Origin of the sequence: Parafrankia sp. FMc2, from assembly GCF_041008525.1 — a bacterium.
Lineage (GTDB): Bacteria > Actinomycetota > Actinomycetes > Frankiales > Frankiaceae > Parafrankia.
In genome coordinates this window covers 1-18139 of the sequence record NZ_JBFLUG010000050.1, presented here as the reverse complement: position 1 = coordinate 18139, position 18139 = coordinate 1, and the positions used below count along the sequence as shown (strand labels likewise).

The window sequence follows — 18139 nt, the reverse complement described above, 5'->3', positions numbered from 1 at the left end:
TACAGTACGGGCAGCTGAACTTAATATGGGGCTGTGGCGCAGTCTGGTAGCGCATCACACTGGCAGTGTGAGGGTCAGGGGTTCGAATCCCCTCAGCTCCACAAACAATCTGGCTTTGCTTGCTTCGCCGGTTTGATTGTTTGTTGTTTTTCCGGGGGGTCGAGCCCTCCGAGACCCCCCGGGAGTTGTATCCGGGTTTGGTTTTTTCTTGTTGTGGGGTCGGGCTTTTATCCGGCTCAGGGGCTTCCTCCTCCACCTCGCGAATCTGTCGGGACAAGTGCGGTTGTCGTCCTTGTGGGTCGATCACGGAGGTTCTCGGGGTCGGGCGTCCTCGGGCCAGGTCGTGACGAGTGTGCTTTCCGGGTCGGGGATGACCATGACGATCGCGTTGCGCAGCGCGGCGTGATCCACTGCCCTGCCCGCGGATGTGGTGCCGCGCAGGGCAGGTGCGGGGGAGATCGGGCGGCCGGTGGCGTGACGATCCGTTCCCTGCCCGGCCGCGCGAAACGGCCCGCTGCCGGGAGAGGAGCCAGCGCTCTCGGCACCGCGCGAGCAGCTGGCTGAATCCGACAACCAGGCCACCGGCACCCGCGTTCCGCTCGCCTGCGCACCCTGCGGATCCTGTCCGCGGGGTGCGCCCCTGCGGGTCTGCTACGGCTTTCGGTGGCCGTCCGTGCGGGTATCCCGGACGGTCCCGGAATCGCCTCCGCATCGAATCCCGATGAGAGGACTCGGGCATCGAGGTGGTGGAAGGCGGGGTGCGTCAGGCACGGCAGGTGGGAATCCCGCCGTGCAGCTCCACCATCGCGGCGAAAAGCTGGTCGACGTCCGAGATACCGTCATGGCTCTCGCCGCGGAACTCGTCGTAGGCACGGTACAGGTTCGGCGCCAGTCGCTCACTGTCGAGAAGGCCCGCGAACCTTCCCAGGTCGGCGTCCCGGGCGGCCTGCAACGGGGGGACTCCCTGCGCCAGGCCGGCCCGTGCCAGGTCGGTGAGCCAGGTGAGGTACCCCTCGCTCACGTCGAGCAGCTCCGGCCCGCCGACCGGCCCGTGCCCCGGGATGATGGTCTCCGCGCCGAACGACCGCAGTCGCGCCACAGCGCTCTGCAGCCCGCGCACCGACCCGGTCAGCACGAACGGCGTCACGCCGGACATGAGCAGGTCGCCCGCGAAAAGAACGCGCTGGCGGGGCAGCCAGACGACCGTGTCGCAGCCGCTGTGGGCCGGCCCGAACGAGTGCAGCTCGATGTCGTGCCCGCCGAGCGACATCGCCACCGGCTCGGTGAAGGTCAGCTCCGGCAGCATCAGCTCGATGCCGCCCCAGTCGACCTCCGGCCACAGCGTGGTCAGGTGCAGGCCGGCCCGTTCCGCCTCCCGTCTGGTCCGCTCGTGGCCGATCACGAGTGCCTCCGGGAAGACGAAGTTCCCGAACGTGTGGTCACCGTGCGCGTGGGTGGTGACGATCGCCCGCGGCGGGGCGAACCTGTCGGTGAACGCGCGCAGCAACCTGGCCCGTTTCTCGGTCGCCGCAGTGTCGATGAGCAGCGACTTTCCCCGCCCCGCCAGGACCCCGGCGTTGTTCAGGCACCATCCCCCGTCGGGCTGCAGGAACGCGTGCACGCCATCGGCCACTTCGTCGAGGCGCGGGTCGCCCGTGAATGTCGGCATGCGCAGACGGTCACGGTCCGCGCTCAAGCCCGGCTCTAGAAACGATGGGGCGACGATGCGCAGCCGTGCCGGACCTGCGCACCGGACGGGGCGCGTGTACAGGCTGACCCGTCCGCGGCGGTGGTGGTGGTGGTGCCCTCCCCGTGAAAGCGCCGGGTGCCACCGTGGCTGGTTCATGGCGTCGCGCCGCATTGTTTCGGTCATCGCCGAGTGCTGCCGGCCCGCAAGGCAGCCTCCTGGCCACGAACAGGAGAGCCCAGATGACTGTTACCGGTTCCTACGACGCCTACGGCTACTCGGGCGCCGATAACCGGCCGGTGCAGGCCCGGCACCGCCACAGCCCTGACGCGCGCCACACGCCTGACGCCCGGCCCGGCACCGGCCCCGGCCCGAGCGCCGAGGACGCCGGCAGACCGGCCCGCTCGCGGTGGCCACTGGCCGGCCTCGCCGCGGCCGTGCTGGCACCCGTCGGCTCGTTCATACTCGGCTGGGACCCGGACGAGTCGATCACCCGGGACGGCACCGACGCGATCTACCAGGCCGCCGGTGACCACCGCGTCGCCCTCTGGCTGGGCGGCTCGATCGGCTTCGTCGCCGTTCTGCTGCTGCTCGGCTTCGCGGCCGGGCTGACACGCCTTCTGGAGCGCCGAGCGCCGGACAGTCTCGCGGTACCGGCCGCGAAACTCGCCTTTGCGGCAGCGCTCGGCGGGCTGATGTTCAGCTTCGGCCTCAAGCACGTTCTGGCCGGCGGTGTCCCGGGCGGCATCGACAACTCCTTCTACACGAAGACGGACGTCGAGGTGCTCGCCGTGGTGGTCAGCCAGATGCAGTACGCCGCCTGGTGGGGCGTCATCGCGGCGGCAGCCTGCGTCGCGGTGGTGTCGCTCCGGCACCGGGTTCTGCCGACCTGGTTCGGCATCGTCAGCGCTGTTCTCGCCGGCATCTCCATCACGGCGACGGTGGCCGTCGGCCTGCCCTACTCGGCCGGGATCCTCGCCCCGGTCTGGCTGCTCGCCGCCGGCACCGTCACCCTGCGGCTCCGCGGCCGGGAGATCTGACCCGCCAGATCCGCGGATCGTCTCCTCCTGCGGGCGGCGAACCGGGTCGCCGCCCTGCACGCCGCGGCAGGAGCACGTTGAGCGGCAGGAACACGTTGACAGGCACGGCAGGGCGTCCCGGCGCCAGCTGGTCGAGCCGGTTCCCGTGACGCCGTGCCCGCGTTCCGCGGCCCGGCGCCGGTGGCGGTGGCGGCGCCGGTGGCGGTGGCGGCGCCGGTGGGTGTGCTGCGCTGCCGGTGGATGAGTCAGACGGGCTGGGTTGTTCCTTCCGCGGTCCTGGGCTCGGCCAAAGCGTCCGCGGTACTCGGGGTGGTCGCCGTGCCCGGGGCCGTCGTGGCCACGACGGCATCCGTGGTCGGGGGAACCGTCGGGGTCGTGATCGTGGCGGGCGTGGCCACCGCGGCACCATGGACGTCCACGTGGGGCATGATCCGGTCGAGCCAGCCGGGAAGCCACCAGTTCGCCCGGCCGAGCAGTGCCATCGTGGCCGGTACCAGGACCATGCGGATGATCGTGGCGTCGACCAGGACCGCGACCGCCATGCCGACGCCGACCATCTTGACCGTGACGTCCGGGTCGAGGGCGAAGCCGGCGAACACCGCGATCATGATCAGGGCGGCGGAGCTGATCACCCGGCCGGTGGCGGCGAGCCCGCGCACGACGCTGCCGTGCGCGTCGCCGGTCGCAAGGTAGTCCTCGCGGATGCGCGAGAGGAGGAACACCTCGTAGTCCATGCTCAGGCCGAACAGGACGGTGAACATCAGCACGGGCAGCCAGCTCGACATCGGGATGCTGTGTGGCAGGCCGAGCAGCTCGGTGCCCCAGCCCCACTGGAAGACCGCGGTGACGACACCGTAGGCGGCCGCGATCGAGAGCAGGTTCATCACCGCGGCCTTCAGAGCGACCACCGGCGAGCGGAACACCAGGGTCAGCAGCAGCAGCGACACACCGACGACGAAGCCGACCACCCACCACAACCGGTCCGACATCCAGCTGGCCAGGTCGGTGAAGACGGCGGTCAGGCCGGTGATCTCGACGCCCGCGGGCAGGACGTCCTCGCGCAGGTGGTGCACCAGCTCGGCGGCGCGCGCGTCGCTCGGGGCGACGGTGGGCGTGACGATGATGACCGCGGCGTTGCCGCTCGGCGCGACGATCGGCGGCTGGACGGCGGCGACGTCCGGGGTCGCCCTGATGCGGTTGACGATGCCCTCGAGGTCGGCGGCGGCGACCTTCTGCAGGTCAGCGGCGATGATCAGTGGGCCGTTGGCGCCAGGGCCGTACTCGGCGGCGATCAGGTCGTAGGCGCGCCGCTGGTAGGTGGAGTCCGGCTGGCTTCCCGCGTCCTGCGGCCAGGTGCGCATGCCGAGGACGGGCGCGGCGAGCAGCAGCAGGAGCAGCAGGGCGCCGATCGCCCACGGCAGCGGCCGACGGCCGATGCGCCCGGCCCAGACGGCGGTCAGAGTCTGCCGAGGCTCCGGGCGCGCACCGGCCGCCACCGGCACGGCGCCCGTGTCGGGTGCGCCCGCGGTGTCCCCGCCCGTGGTCAGGGCAGCCCGGGCGCGGCGGCCGAGCAGCCGGGTGCCCGCCAGGCCGCACAGCGCCGGGACCAGCGTGAGCGCGGTGATCACGATGGTCACGACGACCGCCGCCGTGGTGAAACCGGTGGTGACGTAGGTGTTCAGGCCGACCAGTCGCAGGCCCATCAGCGACAGCACGACGGTCACGCCGGCGAACAGCACGGACACACCGGCGGTGCTGTTGGCACGGGCGGCGGCCTCCCGCACGGTCAGCCCGCTCCGCAGGCCCTCGACGTGCCGGGTGACGAGCAGGAGGGCGTAGTCGATGCCGACGCCGATGCCGACCATCGAGGCGAGGGTCGGCGCGATCGTGCTGACGTCGGTGCCGGCCGCGATGAGGGTGATGCCGGCGGTGCCGATCCCCAGGCCGACGAGGGCGACGGCCAGCGGCACACCGGCGGCCGTGATGGAGCCGAAGGCGACGAGCAGGATGATCAGCGCGAACCCGATGCCGACCGCCTCGGCGCGGCCGTTGACCTCCTGGATGTTCTCGGCGACCTGGCCGCCGAACTCGGTGGTCAGGCCCGCCCGCTCCGCGGGGGAGGCGGCCTCGACGAGATGGTCGATCGCCTCGGCGCCGCCGAGGTCGGTGACCGGCTGGTCGTAGTTCAGTGTGAACAGCGCGGTGTCGCCGTCGGTGGACAGCCGCGGCGGGCTGACGATGGCGACGGACGGGACCTCACCCAGCCGCCGGGCGACCTCGGTCGTGATGTCCGTCCCGACGCGGGCGCCGTCGGGATCGTGCAGCACCACCCGGGCCTGGGCCTCGGCGAGCGCCGGGAACTCGGCGCGCAGCAGGTCGGTGCCGCGCTGGGAGGGCGTCCCCGGGGCGTCGTAGTTGTCGTGGGGCTCACCGCCGAGGGCCATGGCAAGCCCGGTCGCCACCACCAGCCCGGCGACCCAGACGGCGATCACACGCCACGGCCGGCCCGCAGCCAGCCACCCCACCCGGTACAGGAACCCGGACATCACTCCTCCTCGATGCGTGGCCACGGCGGCCACCTCGTGCCGATCACACGGCGGTGCGCTGCGGTCCCGCAGCGCTCGGCCGGCTGGCCGGACCACTGCGTTCGCGGCCTGTCCGACACTGACACCGATCTCCGTCGGGATCTGTCGGGCCGGTGACGGGCAGACCGGCACCGCGCGTCGCATCGCTGACTCCCCTGTCGCGCACTGGTCGGCCCGTCCGGGGAACAGTCGCGGGGCGGGGTACGGATCCCCCCGGTCTGCCAGCTGCGGCCCGCTGCGCGTCGCCCGGCGCAGACCGCCGCCTCGGCAGAAGCCGCCGCTTCGGCAGGTCCCGGCAACGCACGGTGATCCGGCATGCCCACATAATGATCGACCTGCCCGCTTCGTGGAGCCCGTGGCGCCCGGACCAGCGCTTTCTGTATCCCGGGCAGTGCTCGTCGTCACCTGGCGGGGTGGGGCGGGCCGAAAGCCCCGGACGCGGGCGGGACGCAGGTAGCCAGGCGCTGAGACCTTTACTCCCAGGTTGCCTGAGATGGCTACCCTAAGATTTTGGGAGGACGCTCTCAGCGTCCATTTCTGGTTGCCCGACTGGGTATCTTGCCGGGTAGCTACATCGCGCCTACCACGGAGTAGTGGTCAAGGCGGGAGTTACCACTTCACATCACGTAACGTGTTCGAACCTGTACTACTCAACATCGAGATCTGATGGCCTGACGCTGACGTTGCGCCCTCGCCGAGGAGACGATCGTGCACGCCGAGCACCACGAGCCAAGAAGCCGGCCGCCGTCGGTGACGCCCTTCCCGACCGCGCTGCCATATCCGTCCGAGACCGCCACCGGGGTCGGTACTGCCGTCCCCACCGAAACTGGGCCGCGCCGGGCACTTCCGCGTGCCCCATGGCGCCGAGCCCGCCGAGGCGCGGGCGCGCCGGACCCAACTCCCGACAGCGCCGACCCCGCCGCGGGCCCGACCGACGACCCCACCGGCGATTCCGCCGGTGGGCCGACCGACGGTGCGCCCCGCGGGGTCTGGCGTCACGATCTCGAAGCGTCCGTCGTGGTCTTCCTCGTGGCGCTTCCGCTCTCGCTGGGTATTGCTGTCGCCTCGGGCGCACCGGTGGTCGCCGGCATCATCGCCGCGGTCGTCGGCGGTGTCGTGGCTGGTGCGCTCGGCGGGGTCCCGCTGCAGGTGTCCGGGCCCGCGGCCGGCCTCACCGCGGTCGTGGCGGAGATCGTCATCACCCATGGCTGGCGGGTGGCCTGTTTTGTCACCGCCGCCGCGGGCGTCGTGCAGATCCTGTTCGGGCTGAGCCGGGTCGCCCGGGCAGCCCTCGCGATCTCACCCGCCGTCGTGCACGGCATGCTCGCCGGCATCGGGCTGACGATCGTCATCGGCCAGGTCCACGTCGTGCTGGGCGGTACCGCCGGTTCGGCGGCCTGGGACAACCTCGTGGTTCTGCCCGGTGAGCTGGCCTCGCCGGCGGTGCCCGCCGCCGCGCTGCTCGGCCTGATCACGATCGCGCTCACCGTGCTGTGGCCGCGGCTGCCGCGGCCGCTGTCCGCCGTCCCGGCGCCGCTGGCGGCGGTGTCCGCCGCGACCGTCGCCTCGCTGGCCTTCGACGTCCCGCGGGTCGCCCTGCCGGACGACCTGCTGGGCGCGATCGCGCTGCCGGCGGTGCCGGCGAGCGGGGAGTGGGGAGCCGTCGCGCTGGCGGTGCTGACTGTCGCCCTCGTCGCGAGCATCGAGTCGCTGCTGTCCGCGGTCGCCGTGGAGGCGATGCACTCCGGGCCGCGCGGCGACCTGGACCGCGAGCTGCTCGGGCAGGGTGCGGCCAACACCGTCTCCGGCCTGCTGGGCGGCCTGCCCGTCACCGGTGTCATCGTGCGCAGCTCGACCAACGTCCGGGCGGGCGCGCGCAGCCGGCGGTCCGCGATCCTGCACGGCCTGTGGATGGCCGGCTTCGCGCTGCTGATGGCGCCCCTGGTCGGGAAGATCCCGCTGGCGGTGCTCGCCGGGCTGCTCGTCGTCATAGGTCTCCGGCTGGTCGACCTGGCGCACATCCGCGCCATCGCCCGCCACGGCGAGCTCGCCATCTACCTGACGACCGTCATCGGCGTGGTGCTGCTCAACCTGCTGGAAGGCGTCCTGATCGGCATCGCGACGGCACTGCTGCTCGCGTTGCGCCGCACGCTGGTCGCGCCCGTCAACGTCCACCCCCCGACCGGGCCGGGCTCGCCGTGGCGGGTGGTCGTCGAGGGGGCGCTGACCTTCCTCTCGCTGCCCCGGCTCGCACGCCGGCTGGCCGAGGTGCCGCCGGGAGCGCCCGTCCGGCTCGACCTGGCGGTCGACTACCTCGACCACGGCGCGCACAAGATGCTGGACGACTGGATCGCCGAGCGGCTCCGGGCCGGCGTCACGGTGACCGTCGACCCGGTCGGTTACGTCCCGATGGCGTTGCCGTCCGCGCCGACCCGGCCGCGGAACCAGCGGGTCCTGGCGAACCTGCTCGGCGGTCGGTCCGGCCGCCACCACGCCCGCCCGCCGCGGACGCCGCGCTGGCTGGCGCCCTGGTCGTCCTGGCAGCACGATCAGCTCCACGACCAGCAGCGGCTGCTCAACGGTGTGGACGAGTTCCACCGCCGGACCGCGCCGATGCTCGAGCCCTACCTGACCGAGCTGCAGGCGGGTCAGCGCCCGTCCACCCTGTTCATCACCTGCAGCGACTCCCGGCTGGTGCCGAATGTCATCACCAGCAGCGGCCCGGGCGACCTGTTCACGGTGCGGACGCCGGGTGCGTTCGTTCCCGGCCCGCACGCGGTCGGCGACTCGACGCTGGCCGCGATCGAGTACGCGGTCGAGATCCTCGGCGTGCGCACGATCGCCGTCTGCGGGCACTCCGGATGCGGTGCCGTGAACGCGCTGTTCACCCGGAGCGAGCACAGCCACGATCCGGACCACGGCAAGGGCCACGGTTCGGGGCGGGGCCCCGCCCCGCTGCGCCATCTGGAGGCATGGCTGCGCCACGGCGAGCCGGCCCTCGCCCGCGCCGAACGGGAGACGGGCGGCCTGCCGGCAGATGCCGACGAGCTCAGCCGGATCAGCGTCGCCCAGCAGCTGGTCGCCCTGCGCGGGCTCTCCGTGGTGCGCCGCGCCGAGGCCGCCGGCCAGCTGCACCTGGTCGGCATGTGGTTCGACATCGCGACGGCCCGCGCCATCGTCCTGGACGAGGCCACCGACCGGTTCGAGATCCCGCCGGGCAGCCTGCTGCCCGCGCTGGAGAGCGGCCAGCGCCTGGCGGACGCCGTCGGGCACTGAGCGCCTGAGCGCGGCCCCGGAGCGGGCGACACCGCCTGCCCGCTCCGGTCATTGCGGAACGGACCTGTCCGCAATCGTGCCTACCGTGACGTCCACAGCGACCCGCCGAGCCCGCACCTCACGAGTGCGCGGCGGCGGGTCCCGGACCTCGGAGGCAGCACCATGAGCAGCACGGTCGACATCGCGGACAGCGCCGGGACGCAGACGGTCACCGAGCAGGACGACCTGCTGGCGACCCTGGCGCAGCACCGGCACTTCCTGCGCTACACGACCCGCGACCTCACTGACGGGCAGGCGGCCGAGCGCACCACCGTCAGTGCGCTGTGCCTGGGCGGGCTGATCAAGCATGTGACGGCGGTCGAGCAGTCGTGGGTCGCCTTCGTCCTGGGCGACCAGAAGGAGGCCTCGCCCGAACAGTGGGCCGGGCAGTTCGAGGTCCTGCCCGGCGAGACCCTGGCCGGGCTGCTCGCCGCCTACGACCAGACCGCCGAGCGGACCACCGCGGTCTTCAGCGCGCTGCCGGAGCTCAGCGAGTCGCGGCCGCTGCCGGAAGCGCCGTGGTTCGAGCCCGGTGCGCGCTGGTCGTACCGCCGGGTCCTGCTCCACCTGATCGCCGAGACGTCGCAGCACGCCGGCCACGCCGACATCATCCGCGAGGCCCTGGACGGCAGCCGCACCATGGGCTGACGCCGGTCGGACCACCGTGATGCCGGCGCCGGCAGGGCGCTGTGCCGGCTCGCGGCGGTCGGGCGGGCGACAGCGGGCGCGCCGTCCGCACCCTCCATTTCGCGGTAACGTAAATACCGTGAAAGCGGACACGGTGCGCGGCTACCAGCAGCGTCAGCGGGCACAGGCCGCCGACGCGAACACCGAGCGCATTCTCGAAGCCGGCGCCGAGATGTTCGCCGGGCGGTCGATCGACCAGATCACCCTCGCCGCGGTGGCGGAACGCGCCGGCGTCGGCGTGCAGACGGTCATCAGGAGGGTCGGTACGAAGGACGGCCTGATCCGTGCCGTCGGTGCCTGGCTGGCTCCGCAGATCGAGGCGACCCGCGGAGCGCCGACCACGTCGGACCCGGCCGCGGTCGCGGCGCGCATCGCCCAGCAGTACGAGCGGTGGGGGACGGTGACCGACCGCGCGATCCGCGAGCGCGACACATCGCCGGCCCTGGCGGAGGTGGCGGACGCCGGCCGGCGATCCCACCGCGACTGGACGGCCACCGCCTTCGCCACCGACCTCGACCGCCTGCCACCGGCGCGCCGCCATGATCTCCTCGGCCGGCTCACCGCGGTGTGCGGCGTCGAGCTGTGGCTGGTGCTGCGCCGCGACCAGGGGCTGTCCGTGGCGGCCGCGCAGGCCGCGGTCGCCGATCTCATCGCGGCGTGCCTTGCGGCCGCTGTCTCGCCTGCCGCCTCTCCCGCGGGCTCGACCGACGGTGCGGGTGCGGCGCCCGCGGCGACCTTCTGACCGCTGCCGGCGCCGTCCCGTCCCGGCGCGTCTCGTCTCGTCTCGGCGTGTCTCGTCTCTCGTCCGACTGTTCGGACCCGCTGTGTCCCGCCCGCGCCACCGGTGCCGGGTGGTGATTCGCCCTGCCCAAGGAGCGCACCCATGGCCCGCTTTCTCGTCTACTGCACCACCGCGCCCGGTCACCTGTTCCCGCTCGTCCCGGGTCTTCGCGCCCTGCGGGACCGCGGCCACGAGGTCCACGTAAGGATCGGAGCCAGGCTGGTGGACGGCCCCTGGGCCGAAGGCCTGCGCACAGCGCCCACGGATCCGCGGATCGACGAGATCGAGGTCAAGGCGGACGCGACCGGGACGGGCCCCGCCCAGCTGCGGCGCGCACTGTCCGGGCTGATGGCGCGCGGCCCCCTGGAAGGGGCCGACCTCGAGCGGGCGGTCGCGGAGGTCGACCCGGACGTGATCCTCGTCGACACCAACGCATACGGCGCCGCGGTCGCCGCACGGGCCTCTGGCCGGCCATGGGGGATCCTCCTCCCGTCCCTTGTCCCGCTGCGCGGCAAGGGCATACCGCCGTACGGGATCGGGCTCGCACCGGCCCGCGGCCCCGTGGGCCGGCTGCGGGACCGAGTGCTGTGGCCGCTGGTCATCCGCCAGTTCGGCGCGGCGATGCTGCCCGGCCTGAACGCGATGCGGGCCGACGCCGGGCTCGCCCCGCTGACCAGCCCCCTCGACTACTTCCAGGAAGCCGACCGTCTCCTGGTGCTCACCGGCGCGCCGCTGGAGTACCCGCGTTCGGACGCGCCCCCGCAGGTGCGGTTTGTCGGCGCCCAGATCTACGACCCGCCGGGGGAGACTCCGTCCTGGCTGACGGAGGACGGCGACCCCTGGGTGCTCGTCACGACGTCGACGGACTACCAGGGGGACGAGCGTCTCGCCCAGGCGGCGGTCGAGGCGCTGCGGGACGAGCCGGTCCGCGTGGTGGTCACCCTGGCCGACGCCTACGGGCGGGTCGAGCTGCCGGCGGCGGCGAACGTCCGGGTGGAGCGGTTCGTCCCGCACGGGCCGGTCCTCGAACGCGCGGCCGCCGTCGTCTGCCACAGCGGGATGGGGATCGTGCAGAAGGCGGTCGCCGCCGGGGTGCCGATCGTCGCGGTGCCGTTCGGGAGGGACCAGCCGGAGGTCGCCCGGCGCGTGGCGGAGGCCGGCGCAGGTGTGCTGCTGCCGGCGAAGCGGCTGACCGCCGAGCGCCTCCGGGCCGCCGTCCGCACCGCGATGGACGGGCGTGCCGGGGCGTTGAGCGCCTCGCGCCGCATCCATGAGCACGGCGGCGGGGAGAGCTTCGCGGCGGTGGCGGAGGAACTGGCCGCTCAGCGGGCTTCCGGCGCGGCGGCCAGCCGCCACGCGGCCTGATCCGGGCAGCCGGGCAGCCGGGTGGCCGGGCCCGGCTGTCCGGTCAGCTCAGGGCTGCGGGCCGGCGTGCGCTGACGGATCGGGCGGGATGTCCTGGGACGGCGGATCGCCGCCGCCACTGTCACCATCGTCCGGGGCCGTGGTCGGTGCCGGCAGCTCGGTCGGCTCCGCCGGGGCGGCGGACCGTGACGGTGCCGGATGCGATGACGGCGGAGGCGAAGGCTGGGGCGGGGCCGTCCCGGAGCCTTCCTCCGGCGTCGGTGAGACCTGAACGGCGGTGGGCGCCGCTGTGGTGGGACGCGGGCTCGGATTCTCTGCCGGAGGGTCCGGATCGCGGTCCGGGCTCGGAACCTGGGGCCAGGGAAAGGCCGAGGGCTGGTCCTGATGGCCCGGCGGCGCGGTCTGGCGCTGACCCTCCGGGGGAGGCTGGCGGTCTCCGTCAGCAGGGAGGCCGTCCCGGTCGTCCCGGTCGTCCGTGTCCGCGTCCGCGCCCGCGTTTGGGGCCGGGGCCGGGCCGCCCGCGGCCGGGTCGGGCGACGACGTGGGCGCTCCGGCGGTGGCACCGTCGGCCGGTCGGGGGTCGGGGCCTGCGCCGGGGAGCCGCTCCGGCACGGCCGTGCTGCCTGATCCGGCAGGCGAGAACGGGGAGGACGGGTCGGCCGGTGCCTCGCTTCCGTCGCCGCGTCCGGGCAGTAGCTCCCAGGGCCGGAGGATCGTGCGCGCCGGAGTCGCCGTGAGCGCGCCGGCCAGCGCGCAGGCCGCCAGCACGCAGACCGCGGCGACGGCAGTCCGCGGTGGACGCCGCGCCGCCGTCACGGGCGGTGCGGGCGGTGGGGGCGGCGTTACGAACGCCGCCGCCGGTGCAGGCTTCTCGGGCGTTCCGGGACCCGTCGGCGCCCTGGGCGCAGGGAGGGCCGGGGGCGTGACGGCGACATCCGGGTGCCTTTGTCGTTGGCTGATCTCTGCCAGCACGGGTACCGGGAGCCAGGTTGTCGTCTGCGCGACGGTGGACGGCTCGGCCAGGCAGCGGGCGAGAACCTCGGCGGGCCCTGGCCGCTGGTCCGCGACCTTGGCCAGACAGGCCTCGATCAGCCCGCGCAGGTCGCCGCCGACGCCGGTGAGGACCGGTTTCTCGCGGACAATCCGGTAGATGACATCGGCGGTGTTGCCCTCGCCGAAGGCGTTGCGCCCGGTGGCGGCGAAGGCGAGGACCGAGCCGAGGGCGAAGACGTCGGAGGCGGCATCCACCCGTTCGCCGCGGGCCTGCTCGGGCGACATGTAGGCGGGTGAGCCGATGATCCGTCCGGTCGTCGTGCTGCCGGAGTGGTCGGCCGCCCGTGCGATCCCGAAGTCGATCACCCGCGGGCCGTCCAGCGTCAGGAGGACGTTCGCCGGTTTCAGATCACGGTGGATGACGCCTGCGCCGTGGATGGCGAGCAACGCCTCCGCGACCCCGGCGGCCAGCATGAGCACACTCTCGGCCGGAAGCGGCCCGTTTCGCTCCACGCTCGCGCGCAGCGTCGGACCGTGCACGTAGGCGGTGGCGAGCCAGGGCCGGGGCGCGCCGACGTCCGCGGTGATCAGGGGCGCGGTGAACCGGCTCTCGACCCGCCGCATCGCGGCCACCTCGCGTTCGAAGCGGCGGCGGAAGTCGGGATCGGAGGCCATGTCCGCACGGATGACCTTGACCGCGACGGGTTGCCGGTCGTGCGCGTGGCCGAGGTACACCGTGCCCATGCCGCCGGCGCCGAGGCGCCCGCGCAGCAGGAACGGCCCGACCCGACAGGGGTCGTCGGACCACAGCGGGGAGAGGAACTCCTCCGGGGCCGGCGCCCGGGTCGGCCCGGGCGTGACCACACCCGGTGAGCCTGGTGGACCCGGTGAGCCTGGTGGACCCGGCGGACCCGCGGAGTCGTCGTGTCCTCGCACGGTCTGTCGGTCCTCCTCCGGTGCGCGGGCGCGCGGGCGCGGTTGACCGGACGGCGCCGTCGGTGCTGGCCGGGATCCTGCCAGCAGGTGGGCGTTACGCCGCCGGAATGTTGCGCATCGGAGTTGGCGTGTTTCTGACAGCGACAACGGGCGGCGAATGCCTGCCCGGGCTGCCCTGCTATGGCAGGCGCGCGACCTCCGCTGCCTGATCGGTCACTGCCTGATCGGTCGCCGTAGGAGCTTCCGGAGAAGGCGGTGCGTTCCGGGCTGCCGTCGCTGCCGCCGGCTCGCTGTCGCTGCTGGTACCGCCGACCGCGGTCGGGTGCGCGGGACCCCGTGTGCCCGCCGCCGGCTGGCTGGAGGGGGACGGGGCGCGGACGGCCCGCAGCCCACGCCGGGTGCGTCCCCAGGGCTTCAGGGTCGACAGGAACGTGGCGGTGATGAACAGCGCGTTCATCAGGCACGCGCCCGTGATGATGGCAGCTGCCGGGCCGCCGTAATGGACTTCTCCGTCCGCGGTCGCGTGGCCGGCACGCACGATCAGTGTGCGCATGAAGGCGGCGGCGAAGATGACCGCGATGACGGTGATTGCCAGCTTCGCCACCACCCACCAGTGGCGTAACAGGCCCCATGGAGTGCGGACGGAGATCAGAATTCCGGTCACCAGGGTGAGCAGGGCGAGCGGGATGTTGAGCGCCCGGTCGAACACGTGCATGAGCTCGTAGGCCGGATGCCTGATCTCGCTCTCGAGCGCGGCGGTCACGGCGAGAGCCAGCTGGCCGAGCGCGACGCCGTTCCATCCGACACTCACGAGTACGTGGGCGGTGAGCAGGAGCTGACGGGTGACCCGCCGTCGTGGTTTCCTGACGGCTTTGGCGGATGCGATCGCGGTCGCGGTCATGCCTGCGGCTCCGGGGGTCGGTGGGACAGACCGAATGGTGTCGTCGCGCAGTGCCCGCATGGCCCCGTACCGCCCGGGTACCCCAGTTGGGCGGGAATCACAATACATCGCATTACCTGGTGGGATGGTAGCCCGTCGGTGCCAAGATCGTAATCTTTTCGGTTGCTGCGCATTTCATCTGTCCGATTCTTGCTGGCGGGCAAATTCCTGGCAGGGTGCGGAGAGAGCCGTGTCGGTGGTCCGGTCCGCGGTGTACGCCGGGTGTGGACGCCCGTCGCGGCGGTCCGCCTGTTACGCACTGTTATCGCTGTAATCGGTGGATACGTTCGTGTATGGTCGGATGGCAGCACGTCGAGGCGGTTTCGGCAGGTAAGACGCTCAAGGTCCACCCCAGGTTGCTCACTGTGCGTGAGAATTGTGGCGCGGCTCTCGGGGCGTCCGAGCCCTGGCCAGTCGCCCGGCGGCGCCGCGGCGTGCGGGGGCTGTGGGGGGCCGCGGCGATGCCGACGTACCGGGTCGGCTGCTCCGTCCACGGGTCGCCGCGCCAACGCGGATGCGGCAGGCGCCGCGTGCCCGAGCCTGCCGGGCAGGGCATCAGTGCCCTGGTCCGCCTCTGGGCGTGCCCCGTCCGGACGTCCGGGCGGGGGCCTGCAGCCGCCGCCGCCGCACGTACGAGACGCTCCGGCGGCCGGCGTGCTGGCGGAGCTCTGCCAGGCACAACGTGACACCTTGACAACTCGACATCTGGGGATGCGAACCGATGGCCAGATCGATGACACGGTCCGAGAGCCGGCATGAGCGGAGTGCTGTGTGTTCGTCGCCCTAGTCGCCCATATCGTCCTCGCCGCGGCCCTGCCCGCGCTGGGCGCCCGGCTGGGGCGCGCCACCTACCTGATCGCCGCCCTGGCGCCGGCTGCCACCTTCGGATGGCTGGCCAGTCGCGTTCCCGCGGTCCTCGACGGCGCGGGCGCCGCCCACGCCGAAGGTGCCACAGCGGCGAACGCGGCCTCGGCAGCCCAGAACGGGTTCTCCGAGGTCGTCACCTGGGCGAGCACGGTCGACCTGGAGCTGGCGCTCCGGCTGTCGCCGCTGGCGCTGCTGATGGCGCTGCTTGTCACCGGCGTCGGCGCCATGGTGATGCTCTATTCGTTCACCTATCACCATCACAACCACGAGGACGGGCCGGCCTCGCCGCACGGCGGGCCGAGCGCCGCCCTGCTGGCCTTCGCGGGGGCGATGCTCGGCCTCGTCCTGTCCGATGACCTGCTCACCCTTTATGTTTTCTGGGAACTCACGACCGTTCTGTCGTTTCTGCTGATCGGGCAGCGTGGGGCGGGTGCGGCCGACCGGCGTTCCGCGGTGCAGGCCCTGCTGATGACCTCGACCGGCGGCCTGCCGATGCTCCTCGGGTTCGTGCTGCTCGGCCAGGCCGCCGGCACCTACCGGATCTCGGCCATTCTGGCGGCGCCTCCCGAGGGCCCGGCCGTGGTGGTCGCTCTCGTTCTCGTTCTCGTCGGCGCGCTGGCGAAGTCGGCGCAGATTCCCTTCCATTCCTGGCTGCCGTCCGCGATGGTCGCGCCCACGCCGGTGAGCGCGTATCTGCACGCGGCGGCGATGGTGAAGGCCGGCGTCTTTCTCGTCGCCACCATCACCCCGGCGTTCGCCGAGGTGGCGGGCTGGCGCGTGCCGGCGGTGCTCCTCGGGACGGCGACGATGCTTCTCGGCGGAATCCGCGCGCTGGTCCAGACCGATCTCAAACGCCTGCTGGCCTTCGGCACGATCAGCCAGCTCGGTTTCCTCACCGCGCTGGTGGGCTTCGGGTCGCGGACGGCGGCGATCGCCGGCGCCACGCTGATCATCGCGCACGCGCTCTTCAAGTCGGCGCTGTTCATGGTGGTCGGCATCATCGACCACCAGGCCGGTACCCGGGACGTCCGCGAGCTGTCGGGCCTGTGGCGCGCCCTGCCCGGCACCTGCGCGGTCGCCGCGCTCGCGGCGGCGTCCATGATCGGTCTGCCGCCGTTCCTGGGGTTCCTCGGCAAGGAGGCGGCCTTCGAGGCGCTCCTCGACGGCGGGGTCGCCGACCTGGTACTGCTCGCCGTCCTCGTGGTGGGGGCGGTGCTGACGACCGCGTACACCCTGAGGTTCCTGTGGGGTGGCTTCGGTACCCGGCGGGGGGCGTCGCCGCGGGCGGTGGCCAGGCCCGCGGCGGTGTTCGTGGCGCCGGCGGCGGTACCGGCGATCGCCGGGCTCGTGCTCGGCATCGCCTACCCGGCCGTCGACCGGCTCGTCGCCGCCTACGCCGACGGGTTCCCGGTGCACGGCGAGGCCTACCACCTGGCGCTCTGGCACGGCGTGGGCTGGCCGCTCGCGGCTGCCGGGGTCGCGCTCGCCGGGGGACTACTGGTGTTCGCAGCGGGACTTCGGCCCTGGCCGCCGGTCCCGCAGCTGCCCCGCGCCCTGGACGCCCAGCGGGCGTACGAGCGTGGAGTCTGGGCGCTGGACCGGCTGTCGGTGGCCGTCACCGGCCGGCTGCAGGCGGGCTCGCTGCCCGTCTATCTGGGCGTCATCCTGGTCACGGTGCTGGCCGTGCCGGGTGGCGCGCTGGTCACGGCGTCCTCGTGGCCCGAGCACCTGCCCTGGTGGGACTACCGGATCCAGCTTCCGCTCGCGGCCGGCGTCGTCCTGGCCTCGCTGGCGGTGGTACGGGCATCGGGCCGGCTCACCGCGACCCTGCTGCTGGGCGCGGTCGGGTACGGCATCGGTGCGCTGTACGTCGTGGAGGGCGCCCCGGACCTCGCTCTCGCCCAGTTCCTCGTCGAGACGCTCTCGCTGGTCGCGTTCGTGTTCGTGCTGCGCCGGATGCCCGCCCGCTTCTCGACGGCCGACCGCTCCGCGCCGCTGCGGCTGGCGCGGATCGCCGCGGCACTGTCGGTCGGCGCGTTCGTCGCGGGCCTGGCGATCGCGACGAGCGGCTCACGGGCCGCCTCGGTGGAGGTCAGCCGCGAGTACATCGCGCGCTCGCCGGAGGAGACCGGGGCGACGAACGTGGTGAACGCGATCGTGGTGGATTTCCGGGCCTTCGACACCCTCGGCGAGATCGCGGTGCTCGCCGTCGCGGCGCTCGGCGTCGCCTCGCTGTTGCTCCTCGCCCGCCCGCCCGCGGGAAGTGCGGCCGACCCGCCCGGCGACAGCGCGCCCGGCGTCGACCCCGGCCCGATGCCCCCGCGGTCCGTGCTGCTGGAGGTCACCACCCGGGCCGTCTTCCCGGTCGTCCTGGTCTTCTCCGCCTACCTGCTGTTCGCCGGGCACACCCGGACCGGCGGCGGGTTCTCCGGCGGGCTGGTCGCCGGGCTCGCCTTCGTGCTGCGGTATGTGGCCGGGCGCCGGCGCAAGGTGGGCGCCGCCGTGCCGGTGGTCCCGACGGCGGTCATCGGCACCGGACTGGTGGTGGCGGCCACCGCGGGCCTGGCCCCGGCCCTCGCCGGCGATCCCGCGCTGGACAGCTTCGTGTTCAAGGGGGACCTGCCGATCCTGGGCCATGTTGAGCTCGTGACCAGCGTGTTCTTCGACATGGGTGTCTATCTTCTGATCATCGGGGTGGTGCTGGAGCTGTTGCGCACGCTGGGAACCGCTGTGGACAAGGAGGCCGACGCCGAGCGCGCGGCCCGGACGTCACCGCCGCAGATGGCCGGATCCGGCCGGGCCGCGGGCAGTGAGGTGGCATGAGTTGCCCTGTGTCAAGCCGCCACTTGCCGAGCTTGATCGGCGACCGTTCTTTGGTCTTGTTTGAGGACTGTCTGGAGTGCGCCGTGGGCGGTGGGGTCGTAGGGGACGCCGTCCTGCCAG

At 73.0% G+C, this 18139-nt stretch carries 11 protein-coding genes and 1 tRNA gene; 7 read left to right on the top strand and 5 right to left on the bottom strand.

Features of this window, described 5'->3' with window-relative positions; all coding sequences use genetic code 11:
* The first annotated feature begins 27 nt into the window (after positions 1–27).
* Positions 28–101: transfer RNA gene (locus AB1460_RS18430), tRNA-Ala, on the top strand.
* 202 nt (positions 102–303) lie between these two features.
* Here AB1460_RS18430 and AB1460_RS18425 read toward each other — a convergent pair.
* Together AB1460_RS18425 and AB1460_RS18420 are read right to left on the bottom strand one after the other, a co-directional pair.
* Positions 304–573 carry a hypothetical protein gene (locus tag AB1460_RS18425; protein ID WP_368962796.1) on the bottom strand — a complete coding sequence of 90 codons (270 nt, stop codon included), beginning with the start codon at positions 571–573 and terminating at the stop codon, positions 304–306.
* A gap of 190 nt (positions 574–763) precedes the next feature.
* On the bottom strand, positions 764–1669 hold the full coding sequence (locus tag AB1460_RS18420; RefSeq protein ID WP_368962795.1) for an MBL fold metallo-hydrolase: 906 nt from the start codon (positions 1667–1669) through the stop codon (positions 764–766).
* Positions 1670–1929: 260 nt separating this feature from the next.
* Here AB1460_RS18420 and AB1460_RS18415 point away from each other — a divergent pair, with 260 nt between their 5' ends.
* Positions 1930–2727, top strand: a complete 798-nt coding sequence (locus AB1460_RS18415; protein ID WP_368962793.1) for a hypothetical protein — start codon at positions 1930–1932, stop codon at positions 2725–2727.
* A gap of 245 nt (positions 2728–2972) precedes the next feature.
* Here AB1460_RS18415 and AB1460_RS18410 read toward each other — a convergent pair whose 3' ends face one another.
* A complete protein-coding gene (locus AB1460_RS18410; RefSeq protein WP_368962792.1) occupies positions 2973–5273 on the bottom strand; it encodes an MMPL family transporter in 2301 nt (766 codons plus the stop codon).
* A gap of 747 nt (positions 5274–6020) precedes the next feature.
* Between AB1460_RS18410 and AB1460_RS18405 the strand changes: the two genes are divergently transcribed.
* From AB1460_RS18405 to AB1460_RS18390, 4 genes are all read left to right on the top strand, one after another.
* Positions 6021–8588 (top strand): SulP family inorganic anion transporter, encoded by a 2568-nt coding sequence (locus AB1460_RS18405; RefSeq protein ID WP_368962790.1) that lies wholly within the window; start codon positions 6021–6023, stop codon positions 8586–8588.
* A gap of 162 nt (positions 8589–8750) precedes the next feature.
* Positions 8751–9275 (top strand): DinB family protein, encoded by a 525-nt coding sequence (locus AB1460_RS18400; RefSeq protein ID WP_368962789.1) that lies wholly within the window; start codon positions 8751–8753, stop codon positions 9273–9275.
* Between the two features lie 118 nt (positions 9276–9393).
* Positions 9394–10056 carry a TetR/AcrR family transcriptional regulator gene (locus AB1460_RS18395; protein ID WP_368962787.1) on the top strand — a complete coding sequence of 221 codons (663 nt, stop codon included), beginning with the start codon at positions 9394–9396 and terminating at the stop codon, positions 10054–10056.
* Between the two features lie 141 nt (positions 10057–10197).
* Positions 10198–11460, top strand: coding sequence for a nucleotide disphospho-sugar-binding domain-containing protein (locus tag AB1460_RS18390; RefSeq protein ID WP_368962786.1), 1263 nt, complete (start codon positions 10198–10200; stop codon positions 11458–11460).
* 48 nt (positions 11461–11508) lie between these two features.
* Here AB1460_RS18390 and AB1460_RS18385 read toward each other — a convergent pair whose 3' ends face one another.
* Together AB1460_RS18385 and AB1460_RS18380 are read right to left on the bottom strand one after the other, a co-directional pair.
* The gene (locus AB1460_RS18385; RefSeq protein WP_368962784.1) at positions 11509–13317 is read right to left on the bottom strand and encodes a serine/threonine-protein kinase; all 1809 of its coding nucleotides are present in this window, start codon (positions 13315–13317) and stop codon (positions 11509–11511) included.
* Between the two features lie 250 nt (positions 13318–13567).
* Entirely contained in the window at positions 13568–14290 is a 723-nt protein-coding gene (locus AB1460_RS18380; protein ID WP_368962783.1) for a hypothetical protein, read from the bottom strand.
* A gap of 810 nt (positions 14291–15100) precedes the next feature.
* On the opposite strand from AB1460_RS18380, the gene mbhE reads away from it, so the two are divergent.
* Positions 15101–18019 carry a hydrogen gas-evolving membrane-bound hydrogenase subunit E gene (gene mbhE, locus AB1460_RS18375; protein WP_368962781.1) on the top strand — a complete coding sequence of 973 codons (2919 nt, stop codon included), beginning with the start codon at positions 15101–15103 and terminating at the stop codon, positions 18017–18019.
* Positions 18020–18139 lie beyond the last annotated feature (120 nt).